Origin of the sequence: Streptomyces sp. B5E4 (genome assembly GCF_039871555.1) — a bacterium.
In the GTDB taxonomy this organism is placed as follows: domain Bacteria; phylum Actinomycetota; class Actinomycetes; order Streptomycetales; family Streptomycetaceae; genus Streptomyces.
Genome location: NZ_JBDPMI010000003.1, coordinates 452,756 through 477,735 on the forward strand (window position 1 = coordinate 452,756; position 24,980 = coordinate 477,735).

At 73.8% G+C, this 24,980-nt stretch carries 25 protein-coding genes and 1 pseudogene; 16 read left to right on the top strand and 10 right to left on the bottom strand.

What is annotated here, in order from left to right:
• Positions 1 to 74 precede the first annotated feature (74 nt).
• Positions 75 to 794 carry a hypothetical protein gene (locus ABGA99_RS07030; RefSeq protein ID WP_347576470.1) on the top strand — a complete coding sequence of 240 codons (720 nt, stop codon included), beginning with the start codon at positions 75 to 77 and terminating at the stop codon, positions 792 to 794.
• A 141-nt stretch (positions 795 to 935) separates the two neighbouring features.
• On the opposite strand, the gene ABGA99_RS07035 is transcribed toward ABGA99_RS07030, so the two are convergent.
• On the bottom strand, positions 936 to 1,454 hold the full coding sequence (locus ABGA99_RS07035) for a hypothetical protein (protein ID WP_347576211.1): 519 nt from the start codon (positions 1,452 to 1,454) through the stop codon (positions 936 to 938).
• A 39-nt stretch (positions 1,455 to 1,493) separates the two neighbouring features.
• Positions 1,494 to 2,603, bottom strand: coding sequence for a magnesium and cobalt transport protein CorA (locus ABGA99_RS07040; RefSeq protein ID WP_347576210.1), 1,110 nt, complete (start codon positions 2,601 to 2,603; stop codon positions 1,494 to 1,496).
• Between the two features lie 480 nt (positions 2,604 to 3,083).
• Between ABGA99_RS07040 and ABGA99_RS07045 the strand changes: the two genes are divergently transcribed.
• From ABGA99_RS07045 to ABGA99_RS07060, 4 genes and pseudogenes are all read left to right on the top strand, one after another.
• Positions 3,084 to 3,692, top strand: a complete 609-nt coding sequence (locus ABGA99_RS07045; protein ID WP_347576209.1) for a suppressor of fused domain protein — start codon at positions 3,084 to 3,086, stop codon at positions 3,690 to 3,692.
• Positions 3,693 to 3,823: 131 nt separating this feature from the next.
• Entirely contained in the window at positions 3,824 to 4,459 is a 636-nt protein-coding gene (locus tag ABGA99_RS07050; protein WP_347576208.1) for a DUF6758 family protein, read from the top strand.
• Between the two features lie 112 nt (positions 4,460 to 4,571).
• The gene (locus ABGA99_RS07055; RefSeq protein ID WP_347576207.1) at positions 4,572 to 5,417 is read left to right on the top strand and encodes a PHP domain-containing protein; all 846 of its coding nucleotides are present in this window, start codon (positions 4,572 to 4,574) and stop codon (positions 5,415 to 5,417) included.
• Positions 5,418 to 5,492: 75 nt separating this feature from the next.
• Positions 5,493 to 6,014: pseudogene (locus tag ABGA99_RS07060) on the top strand (MarC family protein); the annotation flags it as partial.
• A gap of 172 nt (positions 6,015 to 6,186) precedes the next feature.
• Here ABGA99_RS07060 and ABGA99_RS07065 read toward each other — a convergent pair.
• Positions 6,187 to 6,729, bottom strand: a complete 543-nt coding sequence (locus ABGA99_RS07065) for a flavoprotein (RefSeq protein WP_347582321.1) — start codon at positions 6,727 to 6,729, stop codon at positions 6,187 to 6,189.
• A gap of 105 nt (positions 6,730 to 6,834) precedes the next feature.
• Between ABGA99_RS07065 and ABGA99_RS07070 the strand changes: the two genes are divergently transcribed.
• From ABGA99_RS07070 to ABGA99_RS07085, 4 genes are all read left to right on the top strand, one after another.
• Complete coding sequence (locus tag ABGA99_RS07070) at positions 6,835 to 8,019, top strand: helix-turn-helix transcriptional regulator (RefSeq protein WP_347582322.1); 1,185 nt, start codon at positions 6,835 to 6,837, stop codon at positions 8,017 to 8,019.
• Positions 8,020 to 8,232: 213 nt separating this feature from the next.
• Positions 8,233 to 8,625: an ATP-binding protein gene (locus ABGA99_RS07075; RefSeq protein WP_347582323.1), complete on the top strand. Its 393-nt coding sequence runs from the start codon at positions 8,233 to 8,235 to the stop codon at positions 8,623 to 8,625.
• A 337-nt stretch (positions 8,626 to 8,962) separates the two neighbouring features.
• Positions 8,963 to 9,940 carry a CPBP family glutamic-type intramembrane protease gene (locus ABGA99_RS07080; RefSeq protein ID WP_347582324.1) on the top strand — a complete coding sequence of 326 codons (978 nt, stop codon included), beginning with the start codon at positions 8,963 to 8,965 and terminating at the stop codon, positions 9,938 to 9,940.
• A 373-nt stretch (positions 9,941 to 10,313) separates the two neighbouring features.
• Entirely contained in the window at positions 10,314 to 10,511 is a 198-nt protein-coding gene (locus ABGA99_RS07085) for a hypothetical protein (protein WP_347582325.1), read from the top strand.
• 15 nt (positions 10,512 to 10,526) lie between these two features.
• Here ABGA99_RS07085 and soxR read toward each other — a convergent pair whose 3' ends face one another.
• The 3 genes from soxR to ABGA99_RS07100 form a co-directional block, all read right to left on the bottom strand.
• Complete coding sequence (soxR, locus tag ABGA99_RS07090; protein WP_347576201.1) at positions 10,527 to 10,982, bottom strand: redox-sensitive transcriptional activator SoxR; 456 nt, start codon at positions 10,980 to 10,982, stop codon at positions 10,527 to 10,529.
• A 47-nt stretch (positions 10,983 to 11,029) separates the two neighbouring features.
• Positions 11,030 to 11,890: an alpha/beta hydrolase gene (locus ABGA99_RS07095; RefSeq protein WP_347582326.1), complete on the bottom strand. Its 861-nt coding sequence runs from the start codon at positions 11,888 to 11,890 to the stop codon at positions 11,030 to 11,032.
• A gap of 396 nt (positions 11,891 to 12,286) precedes the next feature.
• Positions 12,287 to 13,735, bottom strand: a complete 1,449-nt coding sequence (locus ABGA99_RS07100) for a DEAD/DEAH box helicase (RefSeq protein ID WP_347582327.1) — start codon at positions 13,733 to 13,735, stop codon at positions 12,287 to 12,289.
• Positions 13,736 to 14,208: 473 nt separating this feature from the next.
• Here ABGA99_RS07100 and ABGA99_RS07105 point away from each other — a divergent pair, with 473 nt between their 5' ends.
• A complete protein-coding gene (locus tag ABGA99_RS07105; protein WP_347576198.1) occupies positions 14,209 to 14,982 on the top strand; it encodes a ferritin-like fold-containing protein in 774 nt (257 codons plus the stop codon).
• Between the two features lie 74 nt (positions 14,983 to 15,056).
• Here ABGA99_RS07105 and ABGA99_RS07110 read toward each other — a convergent pair whose 3' ends face one another.
• From ABGA99_RS07110 to ABGA99_RS07125, 4 genes are all read right to left on the bottom strand, one after another.
• Positions 15,057 to 15,344, bottom strand: a complete 288-nt coding sequence (locus ABGA99_RS07110) for a hypothetical protein (RefSeq protein ID WP_347576469.1) — start codon at positions 15,342 to 15,344, stop codon at positions 15,057 to 15,059.
• Between the two features lie 148 nt (positions 15,345 to 15,492).
• The gene (locus ABGA99_RS07115) at positions 15,493 to 15,720 is read right to left on the bottom strand and encodes a DUF3107 domain-containing protein (protein WP_347576197.1); all 228 of its coding nucleotides are present in this window, start codon (positions 15,718 to 15,720) and stop codon (positions 15,493 to 15,495) included.
• A 124-nt stretch (positions 15,721 to 15,844) separates the two neighbouring features.
• A complete protein-coding gene (locus ABGA99_RS07120; RefSeq protein ID WP_347576196.1) occupies positions 15,845 to 16,486 on the bottom strand; it encodes a TetR/AcrR family transcriptional regulator in 642 nt (213 codons plus the stop codon).
• A gap of 162 nt (positions 16,487 to 16,648) precedes the next feature.
• Positions 16,649 to 16,900 carry a hypothetical protein gene (locus ABGA99_RS07125; protein ID WP_347576195.1) on the bottom strand — a complete coding sequence of 84 codons (252 nt, stop codon included), beginning with the start codon at positions 16,898 to 16,900 and terminating at the stop codon, positions 16,649 to 16,651.
• A 158-nt stretch (positions 16,901 to 17,058) separates the two neighbouring features.
• Here ABGA99_RS07125 and ABGA99_RS07130 point away from each other — a divergent pair, with 158 nt between their 5' ends.
• The 6 genes from ABGA99_RS07130 (at position 17,059) to ABGA99_RS07155 (ending at position 24,979) form a co-directional block, all read left to right on the top strand.
• The gene (locus ABGA99_RS07130; protein ID WP_347576194.1) at positions 17,059 to 18,066 is read left to right on the top strand and encodes an alpha/beta hydrolase; all 1,008 of its coding nucleotides are present in this window, start codon (positions 17,059 to 17,061) and stop codon (positions 18,064 to 18,066) included.
• Positions 18,067 to 18,572: 506 nt separating this feature from the next.
• A complete protein-coding gene (locus ABGA99_RS07135; RefSeq protein ID WP_347582328.1) occupies positions 18,573 to 19,841 on the top strand; it encodes a DUF3152 domain-containing protein in 1,269 nt (422 codons plus the stop codon).
• A gap of 155 nt (positions 19,842 to 19,996) precedes the next feature.
• On the top strand, positions 19,997 to 21,655 hold the full coding sequence (locus ABGA99_RS07140) for a DUF3492 domain-containing protein (protein ID WP_347582329.1): 1,659 nt from the start codon (positions 19,997 to 19,999) through the stop codon (positions 21,653 to 21,655).
• A gap of 335 nt (positions 21,656 to 21,990) precedes the next feature.
• Complete coding sequence (locus tag ABGA99_RS07145) at positions 21,991 to 23,103, top strand: hypothetical protein (protein ID WP_347582330.1); 1,113 nt, start codon at positions 21,991 to 21,993, stop codon at positions 23,101 to 23,103.
• A complete protein-coding gene (locus tag ABGA99_RS07150; protein WP_347582331.1) occupies positions 23,100 to 24,179 on the top strand; it encodes an NAD-dependent epimerase/dehydratase family protein in 1,080 nt (359 codons plus the stop codon). The genes ABGA99_RS07145 and ABGA99_RS07150 overlap by 4 nt, the downstream gene beginning before the upstream one ends.
• Positions 24,167 to 24,979 carry a spherulation-specific family 4 protein gene (locus ABGA99_RS07155; RefSeq protein WP_347576189.1) on the top strand — a complete coding sequence of 271 codons (813 nt, stop codon included), beginning with the start codon at positions 24,167 to 24,169 and terminating at the stop codon, positions 24,977 to 24,979. Before ABGA99_RS07150 ends, ABGA99_RS07155 begins: the two co-directional genes overlap by 13 nt.
• Position 24,980: the final 1 nt, after the last annotated feature.

The window sequence follows — 24,980 nt, forward strand, 5'->3', positions numbered from 1 at the left end:
TGCCACGGGCGGGGAAAGCCAGGTGCCCGGGGCCCGGTACGCTGCCGCACGTGATGAGGAGATCGGCGTTCCGGATGGTGCTGTTCGCTGTCTCCGCGACCGTTCTCGCGGGCTGTGGTGAGGACGGTCCGGAGGCGGGCGAGAACGGCGTCGGGAAGCTCTCTCCCGGGAGCATCAGGTCCAAGGCGGAGAAGGCGGCCGCGGGCGCGAGTTCGGTGCGGCTGGCGGGCACGCTGGTGAGCAACGGCCAGCCGGTCAAGCTCGACATGAGGCTGTCGGCGGCCGGCGGGGTCGGCGAAGTGTCCACCGGCGGCATGACGTTCTCGCTGCTGCGCGCCGAGGAGGACCTCTTCCTGAAGGCCGGCGACGAGTTCTGGCTGCACCAGGACGACGGCGGGGACGGCGACGCCGAGCCGTCGGACTCCGACGTGGCGGCGGCGCAGAAGCTCGACGGCAAGTACGTGAAGGTGCCGCCGGAGGACACCGCGTACAAGCAGCTCAGCGGCTTCACGGAGATGAAGGTGCTGCTCGACGGGCTGCTGAAGCTCGACGGCGAGCTGGCCACGGAGGCCAACGGCGAGGTCGACGGCTTCACCACGATCCGGGTGACGGCCGACGACGGCGCGGGCGGGGCCCTGGAGGTGGCCCTGGAGGGGCGGCCGTACCCGCTGCTGCTGGAGCGCGCGGGGGACGCCGGCGAGCTGCGACTCCTGGACTGGGACGAGGAGTTCGAGGTCAACGCGCCGCGCAAGGAAGAGGTCGTGGACTACGGGAAGCAGATCTCGGCGAGCTGAACCGGCCCCGCGTGCAGGCGGCTTGAGGCTGTCGTACGGGTCCCGCCGCCTGTCGGCCGCTCGTTCCGCACGTCCGTGCCGAACCGCCGTCCTGTAGTTACTGTCGTACGGACCCGTCGTGCCGTACGCGCCGCGCCCCCCTCAGCCGCGCCGCCGCCGGAACAGCAGCCGCGGCAGCGCCGCCGGCGCCGGCCGCCGCGTCGTCGCCGGGGTCGCCGGCGGCGGGGCGGCCAGCGAACCGGACGGCAGCCCGTCCCCGGCGACCGCCGCGCCGTCCCGCGTCAGCCGCAGCACCCGGCTCTCCCGGGCCCAGCGCCCGGCGACGTGGTCGGCGTCCACGGCGTTGAGCCGCTTGCCCTTCAGCTCCTCCACCGCCGCCCGCCACGCCTCGCTCTCCGGCGCCAGCTCGGCCACCCGCGCCGGCCACGCGACCAGCCGCCCGCCCTTGTCCTTGCTGCGCGCGTGCACGGTCACCACCGCCCCGTCGGCCAGCCCGAGCCCGTCGAGCGGCTGCTCGGCCGGCCCGTCGCCGACGAGGACGACGGCGCCGTCGTGCCAGATGTGCCACAGCGCGCGCCGGGCGCCCTCGGGGCCCTCGACCCACACGAGCCCGGACTTCCTGGCGGCCTCTTCTGCGAGGGCGGCGGCGATCGGCTCCATGGGGCACGAGCGTAGCCGCCGGGCCCCGGGTCCGTACCCCTACAGCCAGCCGTTGCGGCGGAAGCCGCGGTGCATGGCCAGGCAGATGCCGAGGATCAGGGTGAGCACCATGGGATAGCCGAACTCCCACTTGGTCTCCGGCATGTGGTCGAAGTTCATGCCGTAGACCCCGGCGATCATCGTGGGCACCGCGAAGATCGCCGCCCATGACGTGATCTTCCGCATGTCCTCGTTCTGCGCGACCGTGGCCTGGGCCAGATTGGCCTGGAGGATGGAGTTGAGCAGCTCGTCGAAGTTGACCACCTGCTCGTGCACGCGCGCCACGTGGTCCGCGACGTCCCGGAAGTACTTCTGGATCTCCGGGTCGACGAAGCGCATCGGCCGCTCCGACAGCAACTGCATCGGCCGCAGCAGCGGCGCGACGGCCCGCTTGAACTCCAGCACCTCGCGCTTGAGCTGGTACACCCGTCCGGCGTCGCTGCCGCGCCCGCTGCGGCCGTCGCTCGGCGAGAAGACGTCGATCTCGACCTCGTCGATGTCCTCCTGGACGGCGTCGGCGACGAGGATGTAACCGTCGACGATCTGGTCGGCGATGGCGTGCAGTACCGCGGACGGACCGGTCGCCAGCAGCTCCTGGTCCTGCTCCAGCCGGGCGCGCAGCGCGCGCAGCGAGCCCTGGCCGCCGTGCCGGACGGTGATGATGAAGTCCTGGCCGGTGAAGCACATCACCTCGCCGGTCTCCACCACCTCGCTGGTGGCGGTGAGTTCGGTGTGCTCCACGTAGTGGAGGGTCTTGAAGACGGTGAACAGCGAGTCCTCGTACGGCTCCAGCTTCGGCCGCTGGTGCGCGTCGATCGCGTCCTCCACGGCCAGCGGGTGCAGCCCGAACTCCTGGGCGATGCCGGCGAACTCGCGCTCCGTCGGCTCGTGCAGCCCGATCCAGGCGAAGCCGCCTCCGGCCCGTACCCGGCGCATCGCCTGGGCGGGGGAGAGCCGTTCGCTGATGCGCCGGCCGCCCCGGTAGACGGCGCAGTCGACGACGGCGCTGACGGTGGCCGGGTCGCGGGTGGGGTCGTAGCTGTGCGCGGACTGGCCGCGGCGCCTGCGGGCGGGACGGACGACGGCTCGCAGGTCACGGATCATCGACATGGGCGAACTCCTTCACGCTCCTGCCGGGCGCGGGCCAACGCTGCCGGGAATGGGGATCTACGCAGAGGTACACCCACAAAGCGGGCACCGCTGAGCGCGCCGGCGGCACGTCAGTGGATGATGACGGGATAACGCGTGCTCAGCCGCCGGGCGCCGAACGGCGCGGCCGGGAGTCGACCTGGACGTCCCCGCGTCGTTGCGAGGGGAGATCGGCGAAGGTCAGCGAGCGCCGGACCGGGCGGGAGAGCTGTCGGTACTGCAAGGTCGGCTGGGATCCACCGCAGTCCCCACCTCCTCCGGCCGGGCCCTGTCGAAGGGCGTGTGTGTCGTAGCCGTTCGCGTGCTGCTCATGTGCCTGTGTGTCGGAGCTGTGCCCGCGTCGTACGTACGATGCGCATCAAGCCGACACGCAAGGTTACCAGCCGCCGGTGAATCGGCCGTCCCGCGTTGACGGTTCCCCGGCGCCCTAGGCTGAGGCGCATGGCGGACGACGACGTGCTTGCACAGGTGGAACGGCGGCTGACCGGGGCGTTCGGCGACCCGGACGCGCGGGCCTCGGTGACCTTCATCGGCACGGACCGCATCGAGGTGGCGCGTTTCACCTCGGCCACCGCCGAGGGCGAGCCGCTGCTGCGCTACGCCACCCTCGGCATGTCCGCGCAGCCCATGACCGATCCCGCGCAGGCGCTGGCCGACCCGCTGCGCGGTCCGCGCGCCGAACTGCTGCTGACCGTACGGGCCGGGCGGGCCGACACGGACAAGGTGTTGCGCCCGCTCGCCGTGCTCGCCGCGTCGCCGCAGGTGGAGGGTGTCGTCGTGGCGCCGGGGGCGTCGCTGGAGGTGGGCGGACCGCTGTGGCCGGGGGCGCCGTTCCGCGCGGTGCTGGTCGCCGAGCCGGGCGGGCTCGTCGGCGATGTGGTGCTGCCGGAGCCGCGGGAGCCGGTGCGGTTCCTGCCGCTGCTGCCGATGACGCCGAACGAGGCCGCGTGGAAGCGGGTGCACGGCGCGGCGGCGCTGAGCGAGCGCTGGCTCGCCGCGGGCACGGACCTGCGCGACCCGCTGCGGCGCGGGGTGGAGCTGGGCGCGTAGCGCGGCCGCCCGGCGCACGGCGTACGGGCACGGGGCGGCCGCCGGTGCGTGCGCCGGGGCGCCCGGCCGGGCGGCCCCGGACGGGTGATCGTCCTTGACGACGCGGCGGCCGGGGAGGACCGTAAGTTCCTATGAGGGGCGAACCCAGTTGCCCGAAGTGCGGCGGGCGGGTCCGGGCGCCCGGTCTCTTCACCGACTCGTGGCAGTGTGAGCAGCACGGACCCGTGCAGCCGATGCAGCCCGTCATACCGCCCAGCGTCGAGGCGCTCGGGGTGGTGGTCCACCGGGCCCAGGTGCCGGTGTGGATGCCGTGGCCGCTGCCCCTGGGCTGGCTGTTCACCGGCGTCGCCAACGCGGGCGACGACCGCAGTGGCGGCCGGGCCACCGCCGTCGCCTGCTCAGGACCCGGGCCGCTGGGCGGCCCCGGCGAGCTGATCCTCGTCGCCGAGGAGCTGGGCGTCGGCCTCGGCGCGCGCTTCGCCGGCGTGCAGGGGCCCGACCCCGGGCCGGGGATGTGCACCGACAAGCCGCCGGACGCCAAGGTCATCGCCGCCGGCCGGCCCACCCCGCTGTGGCACGTCGGCGGCGTGCCCCCGGACCGGGCCGTCTTCGCCGGGGAGGCGCGCGGGCTGTGGCTGTGGGCGGTCGTCTGGCCGGAGCAGTCGGGACTGCTGCTCTACGACGAGCTGGTGCTCACCGACCTGCGGGACGCGGGCGCCGAGATCGAGCTGCTGCCCTGCGGGGCGCTGTCGCCGCGGCTGCTCTGACCGGGGCCGCGCGGCGGCCGTCCGCGAAGCCGCACCTTCTCGGTTGGACAGCCGCCCGGGACCGTAAGCTGGGTGCCCTCCAGCGACCCCGAGCCCGTGCGAGGTACCGTCCGTGCGCATCGACCTGCATACCCACTCCGCCGATTCGGACGGTACGGACACTCCGGCCGAGCTGGTGCGCAAGGCGGCGGCCGAGGGCCTGGACGTCGTCGCGCTCACCGACCACGACGGCGTCGGCGGCCACGCCGAGGCGATCGAGGCGCTGCCCGACGGGCTGACCCTCGTCCCCGGCATGGAGCTGTCGTGCGACCTCGACGGCATCAGCCTGCACATGCTTGCGTACCTCTTCGACCCCGAGGAGCCGGAGCTGACCCGCGAGCGCGACGCCGTGCGCAACGACCGGGTGCGCCGGGCGCGGCTGATGACCGAGCGGCTGATCGAGCTGGGCGTGCCGATCACCTGGCAGCGCGTCCAGGAGATCGCCGGCGAGGGCGCCATCGCCCGCCCGCACGTGGCCAGCGCGATGATCGAGGCCGGCGTCGTGGACTCGGTGCAGGACGCGTTCACCGACGAGTGGATCGGCTCCGGCGGCCGGGCCTACGTGGAGAAGCACGAGCTGGACCCGTTCGACGCCATCCGGCTGATCAAGGGCGCCGGCGGCGTCACGGTCTTCGCCCACCCGCTGGCGGTCAAGCGCGGGGTGTGCCTGCCGGAGAGCGCCGTCGCGGAGCTGGCCGCCGCCGGCCTCGACGGCATCGAGGTGGACCACATGGACCACGACGAGGAGACCCGCGCCAGGCTCCGCGGCACGGCCGCCGACCTGGGCCTGCTCGCCACCGGCTCCAGCGACTACCACGGCGCCCGCAAGACGTGCCGCCTGGGCGAGTTCACGACGGCCCCGGAGGTCTACGAGCAGATCGTGGACCGCGCCACGGGCGCGACCCCGGTCAAGCGCTAGCCGGGCGCCGGGCCGGAGGGGTACGACCGCTGCCCGCCGGGGCTCGATGCGCACGGGACGCCTTCAGCTCCTGGCGTGTTCGATCTCGCCCTCTTCGGCCCGGTCTTCGTCACGCTGTTCGTGATCATGGACCCGCCCGGCACCACACCGAGCTTTCTCGCGCTCACCTCGGGCCGCCCCTGAAGCTCCAGCGCACGATGGCGCTGCAGGCGGCGGCCGTCGCGTTCGGGGTGATCGCGGTGTTCGCCGTCGGCGGGCAGCAGATCCTCGACTACCTGCACGTCTCCGTACCGGCGCTGATGGTCGCGGGCGGGCTGCTGGTCCTGCTGATCTCCCTCGACCTGCTCACCGGCAAGGCCGAGGAGCCCACCCAGACCAAGGACGTCAACGCCGCCCTCGTACCGCTGGGCATGCCGCTGCTCGCCGGGCCCGGGGCGATCGTGACCGTCATCCTGGCGGTGCAGGACGCGGACGGGGTGCGCGAGGAACTGGCGGTGCGGGCGGCGATCGTCGCCATCCACCTCGTGCTGTGGGCGACGATGCGCTATTCGCTGCTGATCACCCGGGGTCATCAAGGAGGGCGGCGTGGTCCTGGTCAGGCCTGCTCACGCAGTGTTTTCTTCGCAGGTCAGGCAGTCATCGGCGGTTCGCGTAGGTTCAGCCTGGAACCGGTCTCACCAGCTTCGGTGCAGTAGATCGGCTTGTCGGTGCCCGGTTCGATGCCGGGGCCCGGTTGGAGCCGAATGCGGCTCCTGCGGTAGCCGTCATGTCAAACGATCAGTCTCGTGGCCGCTTCAAGGGCCAGGTGCCACGGGTATGCGTCCGGCCGGCCCTTGCCCGGTTCGTTGGGCACGAATCCGCCTTCGCCGTAGAGGACGTGTACGCCCATGGCGCGAAGAGTCTCGATGCTGCGCGTGAACTGGGTGTGCTGCACATAGGCTGCGTTCACGCACGGCATGGTCACCAAGGGGATGTTCTTGCCGATCCCCTCGGCCGCGAATCCGACGACGAACTTCTCAGTGATCCCCAGGGCCCACTGGTTGATGGTGTTGAAAGTGGCAGGGGCGATGACGCCGACATCGGCAGGCGGCCAGACGTCCGGCTCATGAGGCAGTTTGTACTGGCTGCGGACCGGATACCCGGTCAGCCCTTCCAGCCGGGGCCTTTGGTCGTCCAGCCACCGGGCGGCGGTGGGGGTGAGTCCGAGACACACGCTCCATCCCCCCGCCTGTGCGCGTTTGATGACGTCCTCGACGTCGAGCACGGGTGGAGCGGCGCTGCCCAGTAGGTAAAGCACGCGGTTCCTAGCCATTCGCGCAGTTCATCGTGTGGGGCCGGGGTGGCGCAACCGGGAAAAACCGTCTCAGACGACTCCCCGGCGGGTAGCTTCGGGGGAGGAGTGACGGAACGGAGCCCTATGCCCCTTCGCGGCGAAGATCACACAGGGGCGCGCATCGCGCACCATCGCAAGCGTGCGGGACTTACGCAGCGTGCCTTGGCCGACAAGATCCCGTACTCGTACAGCCTGCTCACTCAGGTCGAGAGCGGCCACAAGCCGGCGAGCCCCGACCTGGTGGCCACGGTGGCGCGTACGTTGGCCATCGACGTGACCGCCCTCACGGGTCAGCCGTACGTGACCGAACTCCAGCAGGACAGACTCGCCGGGCTGATCCGGCCGATCCGCGAAGCGCTCGATCTCTACGACCTGGGTGCCGACCCCGACATTGATCCGAGGCCGACCCTCCAACTCGTCGCCGCCGCGGAGAACCTGTGCCAGCAGGTGAGAGCCACGAAGCTCCATGACGCCGCGCTGGACCTTCCTGGGCTGATCGCCGAGATCACCACGGCTGCGCACCGCGCGCCGTCGTCGGAGCTGTGGGCCGCACTGTCCAGCACCTTCCGCACGGCCCACGACCTCTCGGTGAAGCTCGGTTTCTACGACCTGTCCACTGTGGCGCTGGATCGCATGGACTGGGCCGCCGCCCGCGCGGCGGATCCGCTCCTGGGGGCAGTGCGCCAGTACATGCGTGCGCTCGTGTACTTCCGCGAGGGTGAGTACACGATCGGCCGGCGGCTCGTCTCGTCCGGTCACGGGCTACTGAGCCAGGCCACCCCGTCGAGAGAGCGGGAGGTGGTTGCCGGACAGCTCCACCTGGGCGCCTGCATCATCGCGGCTCGTGCCCGCGACAGGAGCGCCGTAGAGACCCACCTCGCCGAGGCCCGTACGCATGCGCAGCGTGTCGGTGAGGCGACGGAGGTGCATTGGCTGTCCTTCGGACCGACCAACGTTGCGGCACATGCTGTGTCGGCCAACATCGAACTACGTGAGTACGGGGAGGCGTTGAAGGAAGCGTCCGGGGTGGTGATCCCGAGGGACTGGGCGGTCTCCCGCGCCGCGCACTTCTACGTGGACCAGGCTCGTGCGCAGATGGAAGCGGGGCGCAGCGAAGCCGCCCTGAAGTCGATCAAGCAGGCACGCCGGCTGGCGCCCCAACAGACCCGCTATCACTCGGGGGCACGCGAGACGATCAGAGGACTCGTCCACGTGGCCCGGCGTACCCCGGACACGTTGGATCACTTGGCAGCTTGGGTCGGTCTCTAGCAATCACACTCCGTAGCCCCCACTTTCACTCAACTGTGAAAGCTGGGGGCTCTTCGTGTCCTCAGGATGGATCACGGGCCGATCGAGCGACTGGGACCCGATGGGCGGCCCAAGACCAACGTTTTGAGGCGATGAGTGATGCCGAGGACAACGGGCGATCGGACCTCCGACCCATCGGTGATGACGTGGCAGTGGCGGCAGCATCCCCGGTGTGTGGCGCTGGCGCGCGCGCAGTTGCGTAAGGCGTTGGCCGGGTGGGGGCTGGCCGGGATCGAGGGATCGGCCGTGTTGGTGGTCTCGGAGTTGGTCACGAACGCGGTCGTGCATGCGGGTGTGTCGCCGGGGCGGGATGTCGCTACGCGGTTTGTCCGTCAGGACGGTGGGGTGCGTATCGAGGTGCATGACGCCTCGGATGTGTGGCCGGTGCCGCGTGTGCCCGGTGATGACGGGGGCTTCGGGTTGCACCTGGTTGATGAGTTTGCGGCTGCGTGGGGGGTCGAGGAGCGTGAGATCGGCAAGACGGTCTGGGCTGTGGTGCTCGATCCGGCTGCGGCGAACAGTGATGCTCCGGCAGATGGGGGCGATGCGTCGTGCGGCAACGACTGATGGTTGCGTTGTGGTTCGCGGCGTGCGCGGTGGTGTTCGTGTGGCTGGCGAACAAGGCCGACCCCTCCTGATGTTCGATAGCCCGGACCACCCCGGTACCCGTGATCGCCGGGTAAGCCCCCGCCCGTCCCTGCGCCGTAGCTCCCGCGCGGGAATCGGTCGGGCGGGGCGGGTCGTCGTTCTGTCGGCTCCGGCGGCTCGCCCCATCCACTCCTCCCCTCACCAAGGATCTGCATCACTTATGCCTCTGCTCGGCATCGCATCTTCGATCGGCACGTGTCCGCACCGCCGAGTCCACGTTCCGGGCCCGCTCACGGGCCGGTCGTGGGCCTGCACCGTGCGCGTCTACCTCACGGTCGCGGTGCTGTGGTTCGTCGTTACGGCCCCGTACGCATGGTCCGCGGGGGAGGAGTTCCTGAGCCTGTGCGGGGTGGATGTCAGCGCTCGTTGGAACGGGGCGGCGTTCGTGTCGTCGCTGTCGATTCTGTGCACCACTGCCGTGGTGGCCTGGCTGCACATCCTGACGCGGGGCAGGCCGAACACCGACCCGTCGACCGCTGTGCGAACGGTCTTAACCGGCGCCGCGCTGTTCGGCCTGTACCTGGCGCCGCTGCTCCTGGGCGGAAGCGCCGTTGCCGCCGTGGTCAGCAGGCTGGCGCACCTGGGGCTGCTGGTGTGGCTCGTCGTCAGCCTGTGCCGTCGTCACGGCCTGAGCCCGCAGTACTGGGGACTGTGGCCCCGGCCGGCACGTGACCTGTGGTCCGGCAAGAGCGCCAAAACGATGTCCCTCGCCCTGGAGGCGTGCGTTCTGGCCGCACCCCTGGCCCTACTGCTCTCCACGCTGCCCGGTCCGGTTCAGCAGGTCGACCAGACCACCGTCGAGGGCTACGGCCCCGGCCTGTTCTTCGGTCACATGCTGTGGTCCTCCGTGGTGGAAGAGGTGGTGACCACCGGCGCCGTCGCGGCGCTGCTGAGCACGGTGCGGCGGCCGGTGGGGGAGATCGCGCTCGTCATCGGCGTGATGCGTGCGATCCCGCATCTGTACTTCGGTCTCCCGGCCCTGGCGATGCTCGCACTCGGTGCCGCCTGCACCGTGCTCTACCTGCGTCACCGCCGTCCCCTGCCGCTGGCCGCAGGCCACTTCACCTACAACCTGCTCACCCTCCTCCCCTTCATCCTCGCAGCGGGACTCGCAGGTCTCGTCCTCGTCCTCCTCGGCCGGGTCGAGAAGCGCACCGCTCCGGGCGCAAAAGGCCCGGCAGGCACCGCAATGCGAACCCGGCCTGACGGACATGCCAGGGGACCGGCGTCGTGAGTCCATCCGCGCTACCGATGTCCCCCGGGCTCCGAGCCGAGAACTCCTGTGCGGTGCGTGGCCGGGTGGCTGTGGCGGGCTTTGGCCGGTGCCGGTGCGGGTGCACAGGCTCCACCGCCGGCGAGACCGGGCGGGGGTGCCGTGGACGTAAGGGGATCGGCGCTCTCGCCCTCACCAACTCCCCCGTCGTCCGGGAGCAACCAGAGAGCTGATGACCGGACCACCCCGAACCTCGGCGGGCAAGGGTGGCCCGGCTGGGAGTCGCGAGCGACCCCGGTGCCGAGGGTACCGGGGCGCTCGTCGTGCCTTGGCCCAACTCGGCAGATTGATAAGGGCGTTCGGCCACGACAGCAATCGAGGAGTGATCCGGCACATGGGTGACCCTGGGGACGCGGGGTTCGAAGAGGAGGAGGTGTTCGACCTGGACGCGGTGGTGTGGCTGCCGGGGGTGGACTACCTGAGCGGCTGGCGCGAGGCGCAGACGGCGGCGGACGAGTTGGCCGGGGCGCCGGCGACGATCGCGGTGCAGCAGATCGCCAACGGCGTCACGGAGTTCCTCCGGCAGGCGTGAGCGCGTACCGCGGCCTCACACCCCGAGGCCGCGCGCGCCCGGGCCGCGTTCGCCCAGCCGGTCGTCGGTGTTGGCCAGCGCGCACTTGTCGAGCGACAGGCAGCCGCAACCGATGCACTCGGTGAGGTTGTCGCGCAGCCGCTCCAGCCGGCGGATGTGGGTGTTGAGGTCCTTGCGCCAGCCCTCCGACAACTGCGCCCAGTCGGCGCGGGTGGGCGTACGGCCCTCGGGCAGCACCGCGAGCGCCTCGCGGATCGCCGCCAGCGGGATGCCCACGCGCTGCGAAGCGCGGATGAACGCGACCCTGCGCAGGGTGTCCCGGGAGAAGCGGCGCTGGTTGCCGGTGGTGCGGCGGCTGCTGATCAGGCCCTGGCGCTCGTAGAAGCGCAGTGCGGACTGGGGGACTCCGCTGCGGTCGGACAGCTCGCCGATGGAGGCTTCCCTGGCCCGCGGGGAGAGGTGGTGCGTCATGTCCGCCAGCGTAACTTGACCTCAACCACGGTTGAGGTTCTCTGCCCCTACCGCTCTGCCGACCAGAACGCGGCGAGCGCGGCGGCGGTCTCGGCGGGGCGGTCGACGTTGGGGGAGTGGTCGGCGCCGTCGACGACGGTGCGGTGGGCCTTGAGCCGGCGCGCCATGTCGTCCATCTCCGCCACCGGCCACACGTAGTCGGACGTGCCGGTGAGCACGTGCACGGGCAGCGGCAGGCCGGCCAGCTCCGCGGTCCTGTCGGGCTCCTCGCACAGTTGCCGGGCGGTGGCCATGAGCTGGGCGGGGCTGGTGCCGACCCAGCGGCGGTGCAGGAAGTCGTCCACGTCGGCGGGGGTGCCGGCGTCGGCGGCCTCGGGCGGGTCGAAGGCGCGCATGGCCTGCCAGACGGACTCCATGTCGTACGTCGCCAGGGCGTCGCCGAGGAGCTTCGCGCGGGACTGCTGTTCCTCGCAGACGATGCCGGGGCCGCAGCTCATCAGGGTCAGCGACGCGAAGGCGCCGGGTGCGCGGAGGACGGCGGCGCGGGCGATGTGCCCGCCGAGGGAGTGCCCGAGGAGGTGGAGCGGCGGGTCGTGGGGGGCGGCGAGCGCGGTGGCGAGGGCGAGGAGGTCCTGCGCGAGTTCGTCCTGCGCGTACGCGGCCTCGTCGGCGGGGCCCTCGGTCTCGTACTGCCCCCGGCCGTCGACGGCGATCACGCGGAAACCGGCGGCGGCGAGCGGTTCGAGGAGGGCGATGAAGTCCTCCTTGCTGCCGGTGAACCCGGGCAGCAGAAGCGCGGTCCCGTGTACGGGCCACCCGGCCCGCAGCGCGGCGAACGCCCCGCGCGGAGTCTCGATCCGCAGGGCCTCGGCCCCGCCCGGCAACGCGACGAACGGCGGCTTGCTCATCCCCCGACCCTAGCCGTGGCCGTACGCGCCCCGGCCACCACCCCGCTCCCCGGCGGGGGCGGACGGGGGCGGGGGAGCGGCACGAATGCGGCCGGGCCGTCGCCTCGTCCTCGGACTCGGGTGCTGCGGCTGTGCGGCCACCCGGCGGCACGGGCTTCGCGGCGCCGCCGGGTCGGAGCCCTGGGCGGTCGCGGCCGGGCCGGCGGTCGTTGGCGGGGGCCCGGCGGGCGCGCCGGGATTCCGGCGGGCGCGGCACCGGGCGCCTGCCGCTCCGGCGCATGGCTCCCGCGACCCCGCGAGCCGCGGCTCCGCTCGCGGACACACGGCGGACACACCTCGGGCCCGGGACGTACGTCGTGACGCACGTCCCGGGCCCGAAAGGGTTCTGCTGTTGCGCTACTCCGCGGCCGGCTGGCCCGCGTTGCCGCTGCGGGTGCGGCGACGGCGGCGGCGCGGCTTGCGGGCAGCGGCGTCCGCCGCGGCCGGGGCCGGCTCCGCCGCGGTCTCCCGCGGCTCGGCGGCACCCTCGGCGGCGTCCGCCGCCACCGGGAGGCCGCTGCGCGTGCGGCGGCGCTGCCGCGGCGTACGGGTCCGCTTCGGACGCTCCTCGGTGGCCGCCGTCCGGCGCGAGCCCGCGCCCCGGCGTCCGCCGCCCGTCTCGCCCAGGTCCTCCAGCTCCTCGGCGCCGAGTCCCGCGCGGGTGCGCTCGGCGCGCGGCAGCACGCCCTTCGTCCCCTCCGGGATGCGCAGCGCTTCGAAGAAGTGCGGGGAGGTGGAGTACGTCTCCTCGGGGTTCTCCAGGTCCAGCTCCAGCGCCTTGTTGATCAGGTGCCAGCGCGTGATCTCGTCCCAGTCGACGAACGTGACCGCCGTGCCGGACGCGCCCGCGCGGGCGGTGCGGCCGATGCGGTGCAGGTACGTTTTCTCGTCCTCCGGCGTCTGGTAGTTGATCACGTGCGTGATGCCGGCGACATCGATGCCGCGCGCCGCCACGTCCGTGCAGACCAGCACGTCGACCTTGCCGTTGCGGAACGCCCGCAGCGCCTGCTCGCGCGCGCCCTGGCCCAGGTCCCCGTGGACCGAGCCGGCGGCGAACCCGCGCCGGGTCAACTGCTCCGCGACGTCCGCGCACGTGCGCTTCGTACGGCAGAAGATCATGGTCAGCCCGCGGCCCTCGGCCTGCAGGATGCGCGCCAGCATCTCCGGCTTGTCCATCGAGTGCGCCCGGAACGCGTGCTGCTCGACGGCGGCGACGGTCGCGCCCTCGTCGTCAGGCGCGGTGGCGCGGATGTGGGTGGGCTGCGACATGTAGCGCCGGGCGAGGCCGATGACCTGCCCCGGCATGGTGGCCGAGAACAGCATCGTCTGCCGCTTGGCGGGCAGCTGCTGGATGATTTTCTCGACGTCCGGCAGGAAGCCGAGGTCCAGCATCTCGTCGGCCTCGTCGAGCACCAGCACCTTGATCTTCGACAGGTCCAGCTTGCGCTGCCCGGCGAGGTCGAGGAGGCGGCCGGGGGTGCCGACGACGACGTCGACGCCCTTCTTCAGCGCCTCAAGCTGGGGCTCGTACGCCCGGCCGCCGTAGATCGACAGCGCGCGGACGTTACGGACCTTGCCGGCGGTCAGCAGGTCGTTGGTGACCTGGACGCACAGCTCGCGGGTGGGGACGACGACGAGCGCCTGCGGGGCGTTCGTCAGGGCGCCGGTGTCGGCGCGACCGGACTCGACGTCGGCGGGGACGACGACCTTCTCCAGCAGGGGAAGGCCGAAGCCGAGCGTCTTACCGGTACCGGTCTTGGCCTGGCCGATCACGTCTGTGCCGGCGAGGGCCACGGGAAGGGTCATCTCCTGAATGGGGAAAGGAGTGGTGATTCCCACGGCCTCCAGGGCCTCAGCAGTCTCGGGGAGGATCCCGAGGTCTCGAAACGTGGACAGGATGCTTGCCTCTTCTGTCGGTCGCGGCGAGCGGCGGGGGACGGGGGTCGTACCGCACGGGTCGGCGCGGGACCACTTCTACCGTCACTCGCGCGCTCCAGCCGCGAGAATTCCCTCCGGCGGTGTGCGTACGGCGGGACAGGCCGCACGGGCTCCGCTGAGAGCGGTCGGGGTCGGAGCCGATCGGGCCACCGACCGGGCATCCTTCAATACAGGCTTCCCACGCGCCTCCGGGCTCACGCCCGGGGCATGGGGGACCCGCCGTGACCGACGGGCGCTATACCACTCTACCTAAAATCGTGCAGCCGTGTTGTGCGATGTCTCATAGTCCACGGGCTGACCAGGCTCTTCCCAGCTCCCTGCGGGCCGCTATATTCCGCTCCATGGACACTCCCTCTGCCGACGAGGCCGCACCCCAGGACACCGGCGAAACCGGCGACGCCGGGGACACCGCCGCCGCTTCCGGCGTAGCCGCCGAGGACTGGGCACAGGCCGCCGCCGACCCGCAGTACCGGGCCGCGGTCGTGGACCTGCTCGGCGCCCTCGCCTACGGTGAGCTGGCCGCCTTCGAGCGGCTGGCGGAGGACGCCAAGCTGGCGCCCGGGGTGGAGGACAAGGCGGAGCTGGCGGCGATGGCCGCGGCCGAGTTCCACCACTTCGAGCGGCTGCGGGACCGGTTGGCCGAGATCGACGAGGACCCGGCGCGGGCGATGGAGCCGTTCGCCACCGCACTGAACGAGTTCCACCGCCAGACGGCGCCGTCCGACTGGCTGGAGGGGCTGGTCAAGGCGTACGTCGGCGACTCGATCGCCAGCGACTTCTACCGCGAGGTCGCGGTCCGGCTGGACTCCGACACCCGCGGTCTGATGCTCGGTGTGCTGGACGACACCGGGCACGCGACGTTCGCCGTCGGGAAGGTCCGCAGCGCGATCGAGGCCGACCCGCGCGTGGGCGGCCGGCTGGCGCTGTGGGCACGGCGGCTGATGGGTGAGGCGCTGAGCCAGGCGCAGCGGGTGGTGGCGGAGCGGGACGCGCTGTCGATGATGCTCGTGGGCGGGGTCGCCGACGGGTTCGACCTGGCGGAGGTGGGCCGGATGTTCTCGCGTATCACCGAGGCGCACACCAAGCGGATGGCGGCGCTGGGTCTCTCCGCATAGCGCGGCGCCCCGGCCCGCGGCCCGGGCGCGCGTGCGTCGTCGCAGATTCAGGGTTCGTACGGGCCACGGGCCGCTCAGCGCACCGGGCGGCCCGCGAGGTACGCCGCCGCGGGGCGGCTCCGCTCCGGGTTCTTGACGAGCAGCGACAGCATCGCCGCCGCGAAGGCTCCGGCGACCGGCAGGACGATCGGCAGGTTCCCCGCGCCGAGCACCGTGTGGGCCAGGGCGGCGCCGAGCGCGGCGGCCCCGGGGCCGGTGGCCAGTGTCAGGTTCCGGTGCCGGAACCGACCGGGATAGCGGGAGAGTGCGGCCAGCGCAATCGCCAGGCCGATGACTGCGGAACACACGGCTGTCAGGATCATCATCTCGCGCCCGCCCTTCGTTGGGCCCCCACTGCTGGGGCGAATCGGACGCTCCGGATCTACCCGCATGGATCCGCGGGCAAACGACGGCCCCCCGGTGTCGGACACCGGGGGGCCGGACGAGCTGGGCGAGCGGGGGAATCCGCCCTCAGAGGGCGCCGAAACCCACCTTGCGCGCGGTGGGCGCGCCGATCTCGACGTAGGCGATGCGGCCCGCCGGCACGAGGATCTTCCGGCCGCGGTCGTCGACCAGGGTCAGCACCTCCGACTTGCCGCCGAGCGCGTCCGCCACCGCGCTCTCGATCTCTTCGGCGGTCTGCCCGCTCTCCAGGCTGATCTCTCGGGGGGCGTGCTGCACGCCGATCTTGACCTCCACGGCCTGATCCCTTTCGGTCAGTTGGATGTACGTGTGCACACTAACCCGGCGTGCACACCCCGCGGGACCGATGCCTGCACGCCCGCAGCGAACACCGCGGCGGACGTTTCTGCGGGGCCGGCCCTTACGGCTGGTCCGGGCCCCCGTGCATCGGGAAGCCGGCGATGCCGCGCCACGAGAGCGAGGCGATCAGGCGGGCGGCGTCGTCGCGCGGGATGGACCGGCCGGCGCCCAGCCAGTACCGCGCGGTGATCTGCGCCATGCCGCACAGTCCCACCGCGAGCAGCATCGCCTGCTCGACGGGCAGGTCGGTGTCCTCGGCGATGACCTCGCTGACCGCCTGCGCGCAGTCCAGGCTGACCTTGTCGACGCGCTCGCGCACCGCGGGCTCGTTGGTCAGGTCGGACTCGAAGACCAGGCGGAAGGCGCCGCCCTCGTCCTCGACGAAGGCGTAGTACGCGTCCATCGTGGCGGCGACGCGCTGCTTGTTGTCCGACGTGGACGCGAGGGCCGCGCGCACCGCCTTGAGCAGCGCGTCGCAGTGCTGGTCGAGCAGGGCGAGGTACAGCTCCAGCTTGCCGGGGAAGTGCTGGTAGAGCACGGGCTTGCTGACGCCGGCGCGGTCCGCGATGTCGTCCATGGCGGCGGAGTGGTACCCCTGGGCGACGAAGACCTCCTGGGCCGCACCGAGGAGCTGGTTGCGGCGCGCACGGCGGGGGAGCCTCGTACTGCGTGGACGCGTCTCGGCCTGCTCCATGGCTGTCACTGCGCCTCCTGGTTCCTGAGATGATCGCCCCCGGGACGCCGGGCCTGTCCGGCGGGCCGACCGCAGGTGCCATCGTACGTGCGGGTAATCGTCAGGCGCTCCGTCGCTGCGCGAAATTTCATCGGCCCTGACCCGGGCCGAACCGGGGCAATACAGAGCACGTCACCGGTATTCGTCCTCGCCTTCTTCGACGACGCGGGCCTGCTCGGCGGCGTCCGCGGGGTCCACGTCGTCGCCGTGCCGCTCGCCCGGCGTGACGTCCTCGTCGCCTTGCTCCACTTCGGCGCGCTGCTCCGCGGCGTCGGCCTCCGGGGTCTCGGCGTCCGGGCCCCGGGGGTCGTCCGCGGGCCCGGACGGGCCCTTACGGCGGGCGGGCTCGTCGAAGGTGTCCGAATCCTGCGGGTCGGCCGCCATGGCGTCGTCTCCTTCTCCGCGTCTTCGTCACCCGGACTTCGGGCACAGTTTCGGGCGATGCCCTCCACACGAGCGTAAGAGAGGGCGCTTTCGGCCGCGAGGCGGCTTGTGAGCGCGAACACATGAACCACTGCGTGACTGTCTCGTAACATTGCCCCATGCCGTCGACAGAGCCCTCTCTGGCGGGCGACGAAACAACCCCGGCGAACGGCTCGCCGGGGACCGTCCCGCCCCCTCCGCCCGAAGGCCGGGGCGGTGTCGCGCGACGGCAGGTGACGCTCCCCGGGCTCACCCTCGCCGTCCGTGACCACCCGCCGGCGTGCGCGGGACTGCCGCCCGCGGTGTACGTGCACGGGCTCGGCGGCTCCGCGCTGAACTGGGGCGGCCTCGGCCCCCTGCTCGCCGCCCGCGTCGACGGCGACGCCGTCGACCTCCCCGGCTTCGGCGACTCCCCGCCCCCCGACGACGGCGACTACTCCCTCTCCGGCCACGCCCGCGCCGTCATCCGCTACCTCGACGCGGGCGACCGCGGCCCCGTACACCTCTTCGGCAACTCGCTGGGCGGCACCATCGTCACCCGCGTCGCGGCCCTCCGCCCCGACCTGGTGCGCACCCTCACCCTCGTCTCCCCGGCGCTGCCCGAACTGCCCCCGCAGCGCACCGCGATGCCCACGGCGCTGCTCGCCGTGCCCGGCGTCACCGCGCTCTTCGCCCGGCTGACCCGGGACTGGACGGCGGAGCAGCGCACCCGCGCCGTGCTGGGCCTTTGCTACGGCGACCCGGGCCGGGTCAGCCCCGAGGGCTTCGCGGAGCACGCGCGCGAGTACGCCAGGCGCATGCGGCTGCCGTACCACTGGGACGCCATGGAGCGGTCGGCGCGCGGGGTCGTCGGCGCGTACACCCTGGGCGGGCAGCATTCGCTGTGGCGGCTCGCCGAGCGGGTGCTGGCCCCTACCCTGCTGATCTACGGCCGGCGCGACCAACTCGTATCGTTCAGGACGGCGCGGCGGGCGAAGACCGCATTCCGCAACTCGCGGTTGCTGGCCCTGCCGGCGGCCGGACACGTGGCCATGATGGAGTACCCGGAAGTGGTGGCCAGGGCGTTCACCGAGATGCTGGACGAGTACGAGACAGGGGCCGCCGACGCGAGCCCCGGTGGGAGCTGACACACAGGGTGGGCAGGCACAGCGCGTCCGGCAAGGGCAAGAAGCAGGCGCGGGACGGCGGCGGGACCCGGCCGGGGTCGGGGGCCGGGTCGGGACCGCGGCCGCCGCTGCCGCGGCGGGGCGACACCGGGCCGATCCCGCGGATCAGCGACACGGGCCCGATCCCGCGGGTGACGGACACGGGGCCGGTGCCGCGGATTTCCGACACCGGTCCGGTGCCGCGGGTGCCGGGGGACGGACGGACCGTCTCGGGCACGGGCGCAATGCCGCGGTTCGGCGATACGGGTCCGGTGCCGCGGGTCTCCGACACGGGGCCGATCCCGCGGCCCGGCGGGCCGGGGCCGATGCCGAGAGGCGCCGGGACCGGGCCGATGCCGCGGGTCTGCGATACGGGGCCCCTTCCGCGGGCCGGCGGCACCGGGCCGATTCCGCGGGTCTCCGGGACCGGGCCGATTCCGCGGGTCACCGACACCGGGCCGACGCCCCGGGTCACCGACACCGGGTCGGTGCGGCAGGTCGCCGGGCCCGGCGGGCCGCCGCCCGCGCACGGGATGCCGCGCGCGCGCCGTACGGCTCCCACGGACGACACCGGCGAGCGCCCCCTCGGGCACCCCGAGCACCGGGAGCCCGGCGGCGGGTGGGGCTCGCCGCCGTACGAGCAGCCCGGGCGCGGGCTCGGCGCCGCCACCGTCGCGGCCACGCCCACGCCCGTACGACAGGACTACCTCGACGCCTTCGACGGGCCCGGACCCGGCCGCACCGCCGGTCCCGCCGTGCGCTCCCGCGACGTGCCCGGGCCGTCCCCCGCCGACGACGACCGCGGCCGGCCGCCGCCCGGCGACGACGACGGACCGCCCGACGACTCCGCCGCCCTGCAGTCCATCGGCGGCAGCCACCGCCGCCCCCGGCAGCGCACGACCAACCGCGGCCGCGTCGCCACCGGCGTCGCCGCCGCCGTCGTGACCTGCGCGCTCGCCGCCGCCATCGCCGGCCAGGTCTCCGACGGCCGCGCCAAGCGGGCCGACGCCGCGGCGTCCGACGCGCGCAAGCAGCGTGCCGGCGCCGACGACGCCGCCTCCCGCTCCGGCGACCGCGACGACCCTGCGGGCTCCGACGACTCGGACGACGCCGACGACTCGGGCGACGCCGACCGGGACGCGCGGGCCGTGCCCGCCACGTACACCGAGAAGATGGCGGCCACGTACCCCCTCAGCCGCAATCTCACCGCCTCCGGCAAGCTCACCGCCGTCCCCGGCGGCGACAAGGCGCCCGGCCGCGGCGAGGTCGTCAGGTACCGGGTGGACGTCGAGGAGGGACTGCCCCTCGACGGCGAGCTGTTCGCGGCCGCCGTGCACAAGACGCTCAACGACGAGCGCAGTTGGGGCGGCCGGGGCGATCGCACCTTCGAGCGCGTGGGCCCGGACGAGGAGTCCCGGTTCGTCATCACCCTGGCGAGCCCCGGGACCACGGACGAGTGGTGCGCCAAGTCGGGTCTCGACACCAGCGACGAGGACGTGTCCTGCGACTCCGCCGCCACCGAGCGCGTGATGATCAACGCCTTCCGGTGGGCGCAGGGTTCGGAGACCTACGGCGACGACATCCACGCCTACCGGCAGATGCTCATCAACCACGAGGTCGGCCACCGGCTCGGGAACGGGCACGTCGGCTGCGCGCAGGACGGCGCGCTGGCGCCGGTGATGATGCAGCAGACGAAGTACCTGTCGACGGACGGCGCCACCTGCAAGCCCAACCCCTGGCCGTTCCCCCGCGACTGACTCCGGCGGAGTGACGGGAGCGGGCAAAACGCCCCACACCCCGAATAGTCACGGGTATTCACCCCTTCCGGTGGTGCGACGGACAACCGTCCGTCGCGCTGCCCCGCGGCGTGCGTACGGTCCTCCCACTGGACGGAGCCACAGCAGGTTCGGGGGTGTTCTCGTTGCGCATCGGCCTTCTCGCGGAGGGCGGGTTCCCGTTTGCCGCGGGCGAGTCGCCGGGGTGGTGCGACCGGCTCGTACGCGGGCTTGCGCACCACGAGTTCGACGTTTTCGCGTTTGCGGTCGATGCGGCGCAGGAGGCGTCGGGGCTCGTGCCGCTGCCGCCGCAGGTGCGGGCGGTGCATGTCGCGCCGCTGTGGCGCCCGGCGCCGGGTGAACGCCGCTACGGGCGCGCGGAGCGGCGCCGGTTCGCCGAGCACTTCACGGAGTTGGCGGGCGCGCTGGCGGCAGGGGGCGCCGGGGAGGAGCCCGGGCGGGAGTCCGGGCAGGACCGTTTCGCTTCCGGGCTGTACGGGCTGGCGGAGCTGGCCAGGGACGCGGGCGGGCCGGGACGCGCGCTGCGTGCGGAGCAGGCGGTGCGGATCCTGGAGCGGGCCTGCCGGGCGCCGGGTGCACATCCGGTGGTGCAGGGGGCGCGCGTCGCGGAGCTGCTGGCGGTGGCGGGGCATCTGGACCGGGCACTGCGGCCGTTGGGAGCCGAGTGGTACGGGGACGGCGGGACCGGGCTGGCGGACGCCGACCTGTGCCACGCGCTGTCCGGCGGCCCCGCTGCGCTCCCGGGGCTGCTGGCGCGGCGGTTCTTCGGCACGCCGCTGCTGGTGACGGAGTACGGGGTGCGGCTGCGGCGGCACTACCTGGAGAGCGGTCGGGGGGCGTACGCCGGCGGGACGGTGACCGTACGGGCACTGGTGACGGCCTTCCACCGCCGGCTGGCGGCCGAGGCGTACGACAAGGCCGCGCTCGTGACCCCGGGCAACGCGCACGCGCGGCGCTGGGCGCTGCGCCTGGGCGCGGAGGGGCACAGGCTGCGGACGGTGTACCCGGGCATGGACGCGGCGCGGTTCGCCGACGTGGACGACTCGCCGGTGTCCGGCGACGACAGGACCCTGGTCTGGGCCGGCCGGATAGAGCCCGCCGGGGATCTCGTCGGGCTGCTGCACGCGTTCGCGGAGATCCGCAGGGAGAAGCCGGCAGCCCGCCTCGTCGTGGCGGAGACGGGTCCTCCGGCCGCCGCCCACGCGGGCTACCGCGACCACTGCCGCGCGCTGGCCGCCCACCTCTTCCCCGACGAGGGCGCCGACGCGCACGCGGTCGGCGCCGGCCCGGTGTCGTTCGAGGAGATCGGCGACCCCGTGCTGCCGGACCGGGCGGCGGCGTACACGACGGGCGGGGTGGCGGTGCTCTCCAGCATCGTGGCGGGCTTCCCGGTGGGCCTGGTCGAGGCGATGCTCTGCGGCCGGGCGACGGTGTCGACGGACGTCGGCGCGGTACGGGAGGTCATCGGCGGTACGGGCCTCGTGGTCCCGCCGCGGAACCCGCGGGCGCTGGCGGACGCCTGCCTGGCGCTGCTCCGCGACCCGGCGCGCCGCGCGCGGCTGGGCGCGGCGGCGCGGGCACGGGCGGTGGAGCTGTTCACGGCGGAGCAGAACGTGGGCGCGTTCGGCGGCATCTACCTGGAGCTGGCCTCCCACGGCCCGGCCCGCACCGCGGCCCGCGCCACCCCGCACCCCTTCGCGCACCCTCCGGAGGCGTATCTGGCGGGCGCACCGGCGCCGGACCCGGGCCCGGTGCTCAAGGAGGCCGGCCGATGACGGACGGCCCGAGAGCGGCCTCGGAGCCGCAGACGCGGGAGCCGTCGCCGCCCACACCGGCGGAAGACCTGGCGGAAGCCCTGGAGGAAGCTTTCGGCCCGGCCCCCACACCCCCCGCCGTCACGTCCCTCCACTCCGGCACCCCCGGCGCCCCCGCCCCGCCGCCCCCCGCCGGAGGCGGGCCGGGGGAGCCCGCCGCCGCGACGCAGCGTGCGGCACCGGCACCGGCACCGTCCGCCGCGAGCAGGGCTGCTTCCCGTGCCGGGGCCCCGGCCGACCCCGCGGCGCCGGCAGTCCGGCCGCGGCGCGGGTCCGCCGATCCCGTGCGGGGGCTCATGTACCGGCATCGGGAGCTGTGCCGCCGGGCCGTCGATCCGCTGGAGATCGCCGCCGGGCTGGAGGCCCACGGCGTGACCGATCGGACCGCCGTGCGGTACCGGCACCGGGACGTGTTCTCCCTCGCCGAGGAGATGTACGTACGGTCCCGGCGGCCCGGCGCCGAACCGCCGTCGCCGGGCGGCCCCGAGCCCCGTGCCCCCCTCGCCCCTCTCGCCCATCTCCTGCCGCTCGGCGGCGGGTTGCTCGTGCTCGGCGCTGCCGGGTTGCACGGCCGGGCGCAGGTGGCCCTGACCGCCGCCGGCGTCGCCTGGGTCGTGGTCGCGCTGGTGCTCGGGTTGCAGCGGGGGCCGCTCAGGGTCGGGCCCGGCCTGCCGCCCGCGGCCGGCCTGGCCGTGGGGTGGTTGCTGGCGTACGCGGTCTACGGGGACTGGTTCCTCGGCGAACTGCTCGGCGGCGCCACCGGCGTCACCCGCGCGCCCGTCGTTCCGTACGCCACCGCCGCCGCCCTCGCCGCGCTCACCGCCGCCGTGCTGCCCGCCGCGACCGTGGCCCGGTGGTTCGCCGCCCGGGCCCGCGGCAGCCTGCGGGACAGCCGCGATCTGGCCGAGTTCCGTGCCCGGGTCCGCCCGCTGCCGGCCGCCGCCGTGGCCGCGGTGGTGGCCGTCCTCGCGGCGCTGCAGCTCGCCGCCGCGGCCGCCGCACCCCTCTTCGGCGGGACCACCCGCCGGCCCGCCGTCGCCGTCGCCGTCTGCGCCCTCGGCGCGCTGCTCTTCCTCGCCCGGCTGCTCGCCGTGCACGGCTTCCCCCGGGCCGCCGCGTACGGTCTCGCCGCCGCCTGCGCCGCGCAGGTCACGGCGCTGCTGCTGGTCCTGGCCGCCCGGGTTCCCGGGCTGGCCCTGCTCGGCCGCCCGGTCGAGCTGCTGGTCGCCGGCTCCGCAGGCTTCCGTATGGCCGCCGTGCCTGCGGTCGCCTGCGGCGTCGCCGCGCTCGCGCTGCTGGCGTACGCCGGCCGCGCACTCACCCGAGCCTCCGCTCATCGCAAGGAGCACAACGAGATGACCGCACCACCACTGGCCACGCCCTCCTCGAACGACGGGGGTGCGCGATGAGGGTGTTGCTCATCGGCGGCACCGGCTTCGTCGGCCGCTACGTCGCCGACCGCCTGCTGGCGGACCCCGCCGTGCAGCTCACCGCGCTCGGCCGCGGCGACGACGCCGACGTGCGGTTCGACCTGTCGTCCGGCAGCCCCGGCGCGCTGACCCGGTTCCTCGACGCCGTGCACCCGGGCGTCGTCGTCAACTGCGCCGGCACCACCCGCGGCAGCGCCCGCGACCTGACCCGGCACAACACCGTCGCCGTCGCCACCCTCTGCGAGGCCATGCGGCGCAGCAGTTGCTCGGCGCGGCTGGTGCACGTGGGCTGTGCCTCGGAGTACGGGCCCTCGCCGGCCGGCTCGTCGACGGCCGAGGACGCGCTGCCGCGCCCCGGCGGCCCGTACGGCGTGAGCAAGCTGGCCGCGACCGAGCTGGTGCTCGGCTCAGGGCTGGACGCCATCGTGCTGCGGGTGTTCTCGCCCGCGGGCCCCGGCACCCCGGCGGGCTCCCCGCTCGGCCGGCTGGCGGAGGCGCTGCGCCGGGTGATGCAGCAGGGCGACGGCGAGCTGAAGCTCGGCGGGCTCGGCGCGCAGCGGGACTTCGTGGACGTACGGGACGTGGCGCGGGCGGTGCACGCCGCGTCGCTGTCGGCGGCGCAGGGGGTGGTGAACATCGGCGGCGGGCGCGCGGTGCGGCTGCGGGACGCGGCGGCGGCGCTGGCGCGGATCGCGGGGTACGGCGGCCAGTTGCACGAGTACGACACGACGCTGACCGGCCGGATCCCGCAGCCCGCGGGCGCCGGCCACGGCCTCGGGCACGGCCTCGGGCACGGCGGCCACGGCCCGGGGCACGGCGTGAGCCACGCCCTGGGCCACGGCCACGGACCCGCTCACGGACCCGGCCACGGCACGAACGGAGGCCCCGGCGCGGAACCGGCGGCGGTCGCCGCGGCGTATCCGTACCCGGACGGGTGCGGCGCCTGGCAGCAGGCGGACATCCGGACGGCGCGGGACCGCCTCGGCTGGCGGCCCCGGATCGGAATCGAGGAGAGCCTTGCGGATATCTGGATGGAGGCGGCATGCCGCATCTGAGACCTGACGGGCCGGGCACACCGGCCGGCCCGGCCGCGGCGCTACGGGACCTGCCGGGCACCCCGCCCGCGCCCGAGGGCCGGTGGCAGCTCCCGCCGCAGCCGGCCGAGACCCCCCTCCGCCTCGCCGTCCCCGGCTACGCGCACCCCCTCGTCGCCCCCGTCGAGTGGGGCGAGCTGACCCGGCCCGCCGCCGCGGGAGCCGTCCACTGGGCGGTGCTCGACGTCGCCGGCGGGCCCGGCGCCCGCCCCGACCCGCACTGCCTGGACGCCGCGGGCCGGCTGAAGTCGGCGCGGGTGCGCACCCTCGGCCGGCTCGACCTGCGCCACGGCCGGCGCCCCTTCGGCGAGTTGATCAGCGACGCGCACCGGTTCCTGGAGTGGTACCGCGTCGACGGCTTCTACCTCGGCCGCTGCCCCGCCGACCGCGACCGGCTGCCGGAGGTCCGGCGGCTGGCGACGACGCTCGGCGCGCTGGCTCCGCGCACCCACGTCGTCCTCGGCATCGGCACCCACCCGTACCCCGGCTACGCCGAGGCCGCCGACCAGCTCGTCACCTTCGCGGGCCCGTGGGCGGACTACCGCTGGTCGCAGGTCGCCGAGTGGACCGCGGAGCACCCCGCCGAGCGGTTCTGCCACCTGGTCCACGGCGTACCGCCGACGCATCTGGACGAGGCGATGCGGGTCGCCCGCTGGCAGGGCGCTGCCTCGGTGTTCTTCACGGACCGGCCGGGGTGGGAGGCGTTGCCCGGCTACTGGGACGACCTCGTCTCGCGTCTCGGACAGGGTGTCTCGGAATGAG

Coding starts and splice junctions, on each gene's coding strand:
- ABGA99_RS07045 (WP_347576209.1), top strand. CDS start 3,084: ATGGCGGACGACGACGTGCTTGCACAGGTGGAACGGCGGCTGACCGGG.
- ABGA99_RS07070 (WP_347582322.1), top strand. CDS start 6,835: ATGCCCCTTCGCGGCGAAGATCACACAGGGGCGCGCATCGCGCACCAT.
- ABGA99_RS07100 (WP_347582327.1), bottom strand. CDS start 13,735: ATGACCCTTCCCGTGGCCCTCGCCGGCACAGACGTGATCGGCCAGGCC.
- ABGA99_RS07040 (WP_347576210.1), bottom strand. CDS start 2,603: ATGTCGATGATCCGTGACCTGCGAGCCGTCGTCCGTCCCGCCCGCAGG.
- ABGA99_RS07105 (WP_347576198.1), top strand. CDS start 14,209: ATGGACACTCCCTCTGCCGACGAGGCCGCACCCCAGGACACCGGCGAA.
- ABGA99_RS07030 (WP_347576470.1), top strand. CDS start 75: ATGGTGCTGTTCGCTGTCTCCGCGACCGTTCTCGCGGGCTGTGGTGAG.
- ABGA99_RS07155 (WP_347576189.1), top strand. CDS start 24,167: ATGCCGCATCTGAGACCTGACGGGCCGGGCACACCGGCCGGCCCGGCC.
- ABGA99_RS07150 (WP_347582331.1), top strand. CDS start 23,100: ATGAGGGTGTTGCTCATCGGCGGCACCGGCTTCGTCGGCCGCTACGTC.
- ABGA99_RS07050 (WP_347576208.1), top strand. CDS start 3,824: ATGAGGGGCGAACCCAGTTGCCCGAAGTGCGGCGGGCGGGTCCGGGCG.
- ABGA99_RS07085 (WP_347582325.1), top strand. CDS start 10,314: ATGGGTGACCCTGGGGACGCGGGGTTCGAAGAGGAGGAGGTGTTCGAC.
- ABGA99_RS07130 (WP_347576194.1), top strand. CDS start 17,059: ATGCCGTCGACAGAGCCCTCTCTGGCGGGCGACGAAACAACCCCGGCG.
- soxR (WP_347576201.1), bottom strand. CDS start 10,982: ATGACGCACCACCTCTCCCCGCGGGCCAGGGAAGCCTCCATCGGCGAG.
- ABGA99_RS07125 (WP_347576195.1), bottom strand. CDS start 16,900: ATGGCGGCCGACCCGCAGGATTCGGACACCTTCGACGAGCCCGCCCGC.
- ABGA99_RS07035 (WP_347576211.1), bottom strand. CDS start 1,454: ATGGAGCCGATCGCCGCCGCCCTCGCAGAAGAGGCCGCCAGGAAGTCC.
- ABGA99_RS07065 (WP_347582321.1), bottom strand. CDS start 6,729: ATGGCTAGGAACCGCGTGCTTTACCTACTGGGCAGCGCCGCTCCACCC.
- ABGA99_RS07145 (WP_347582330.1), top strand. CDS start 21,991: ATGTACCGGCATCGGGAGCTGTGCCGCCGGGCCGTCGATCCGCTGGAG.
- ABGA99_RS07110 (WP_347576469.1), bottom strand. CDS start 15,344: ATGATCCTGACAGCCGTGTGTTCCGCAGTCATCGGCCTGGCGATTGCG.
- ABGA99_RS07095 (WP_347582326.1), bottom strand. CDS start 11,890: ATGAGCAAGCCGCCGTTCGTCGCGTTGCCGGGCGGGGCCGAGGCCCTG.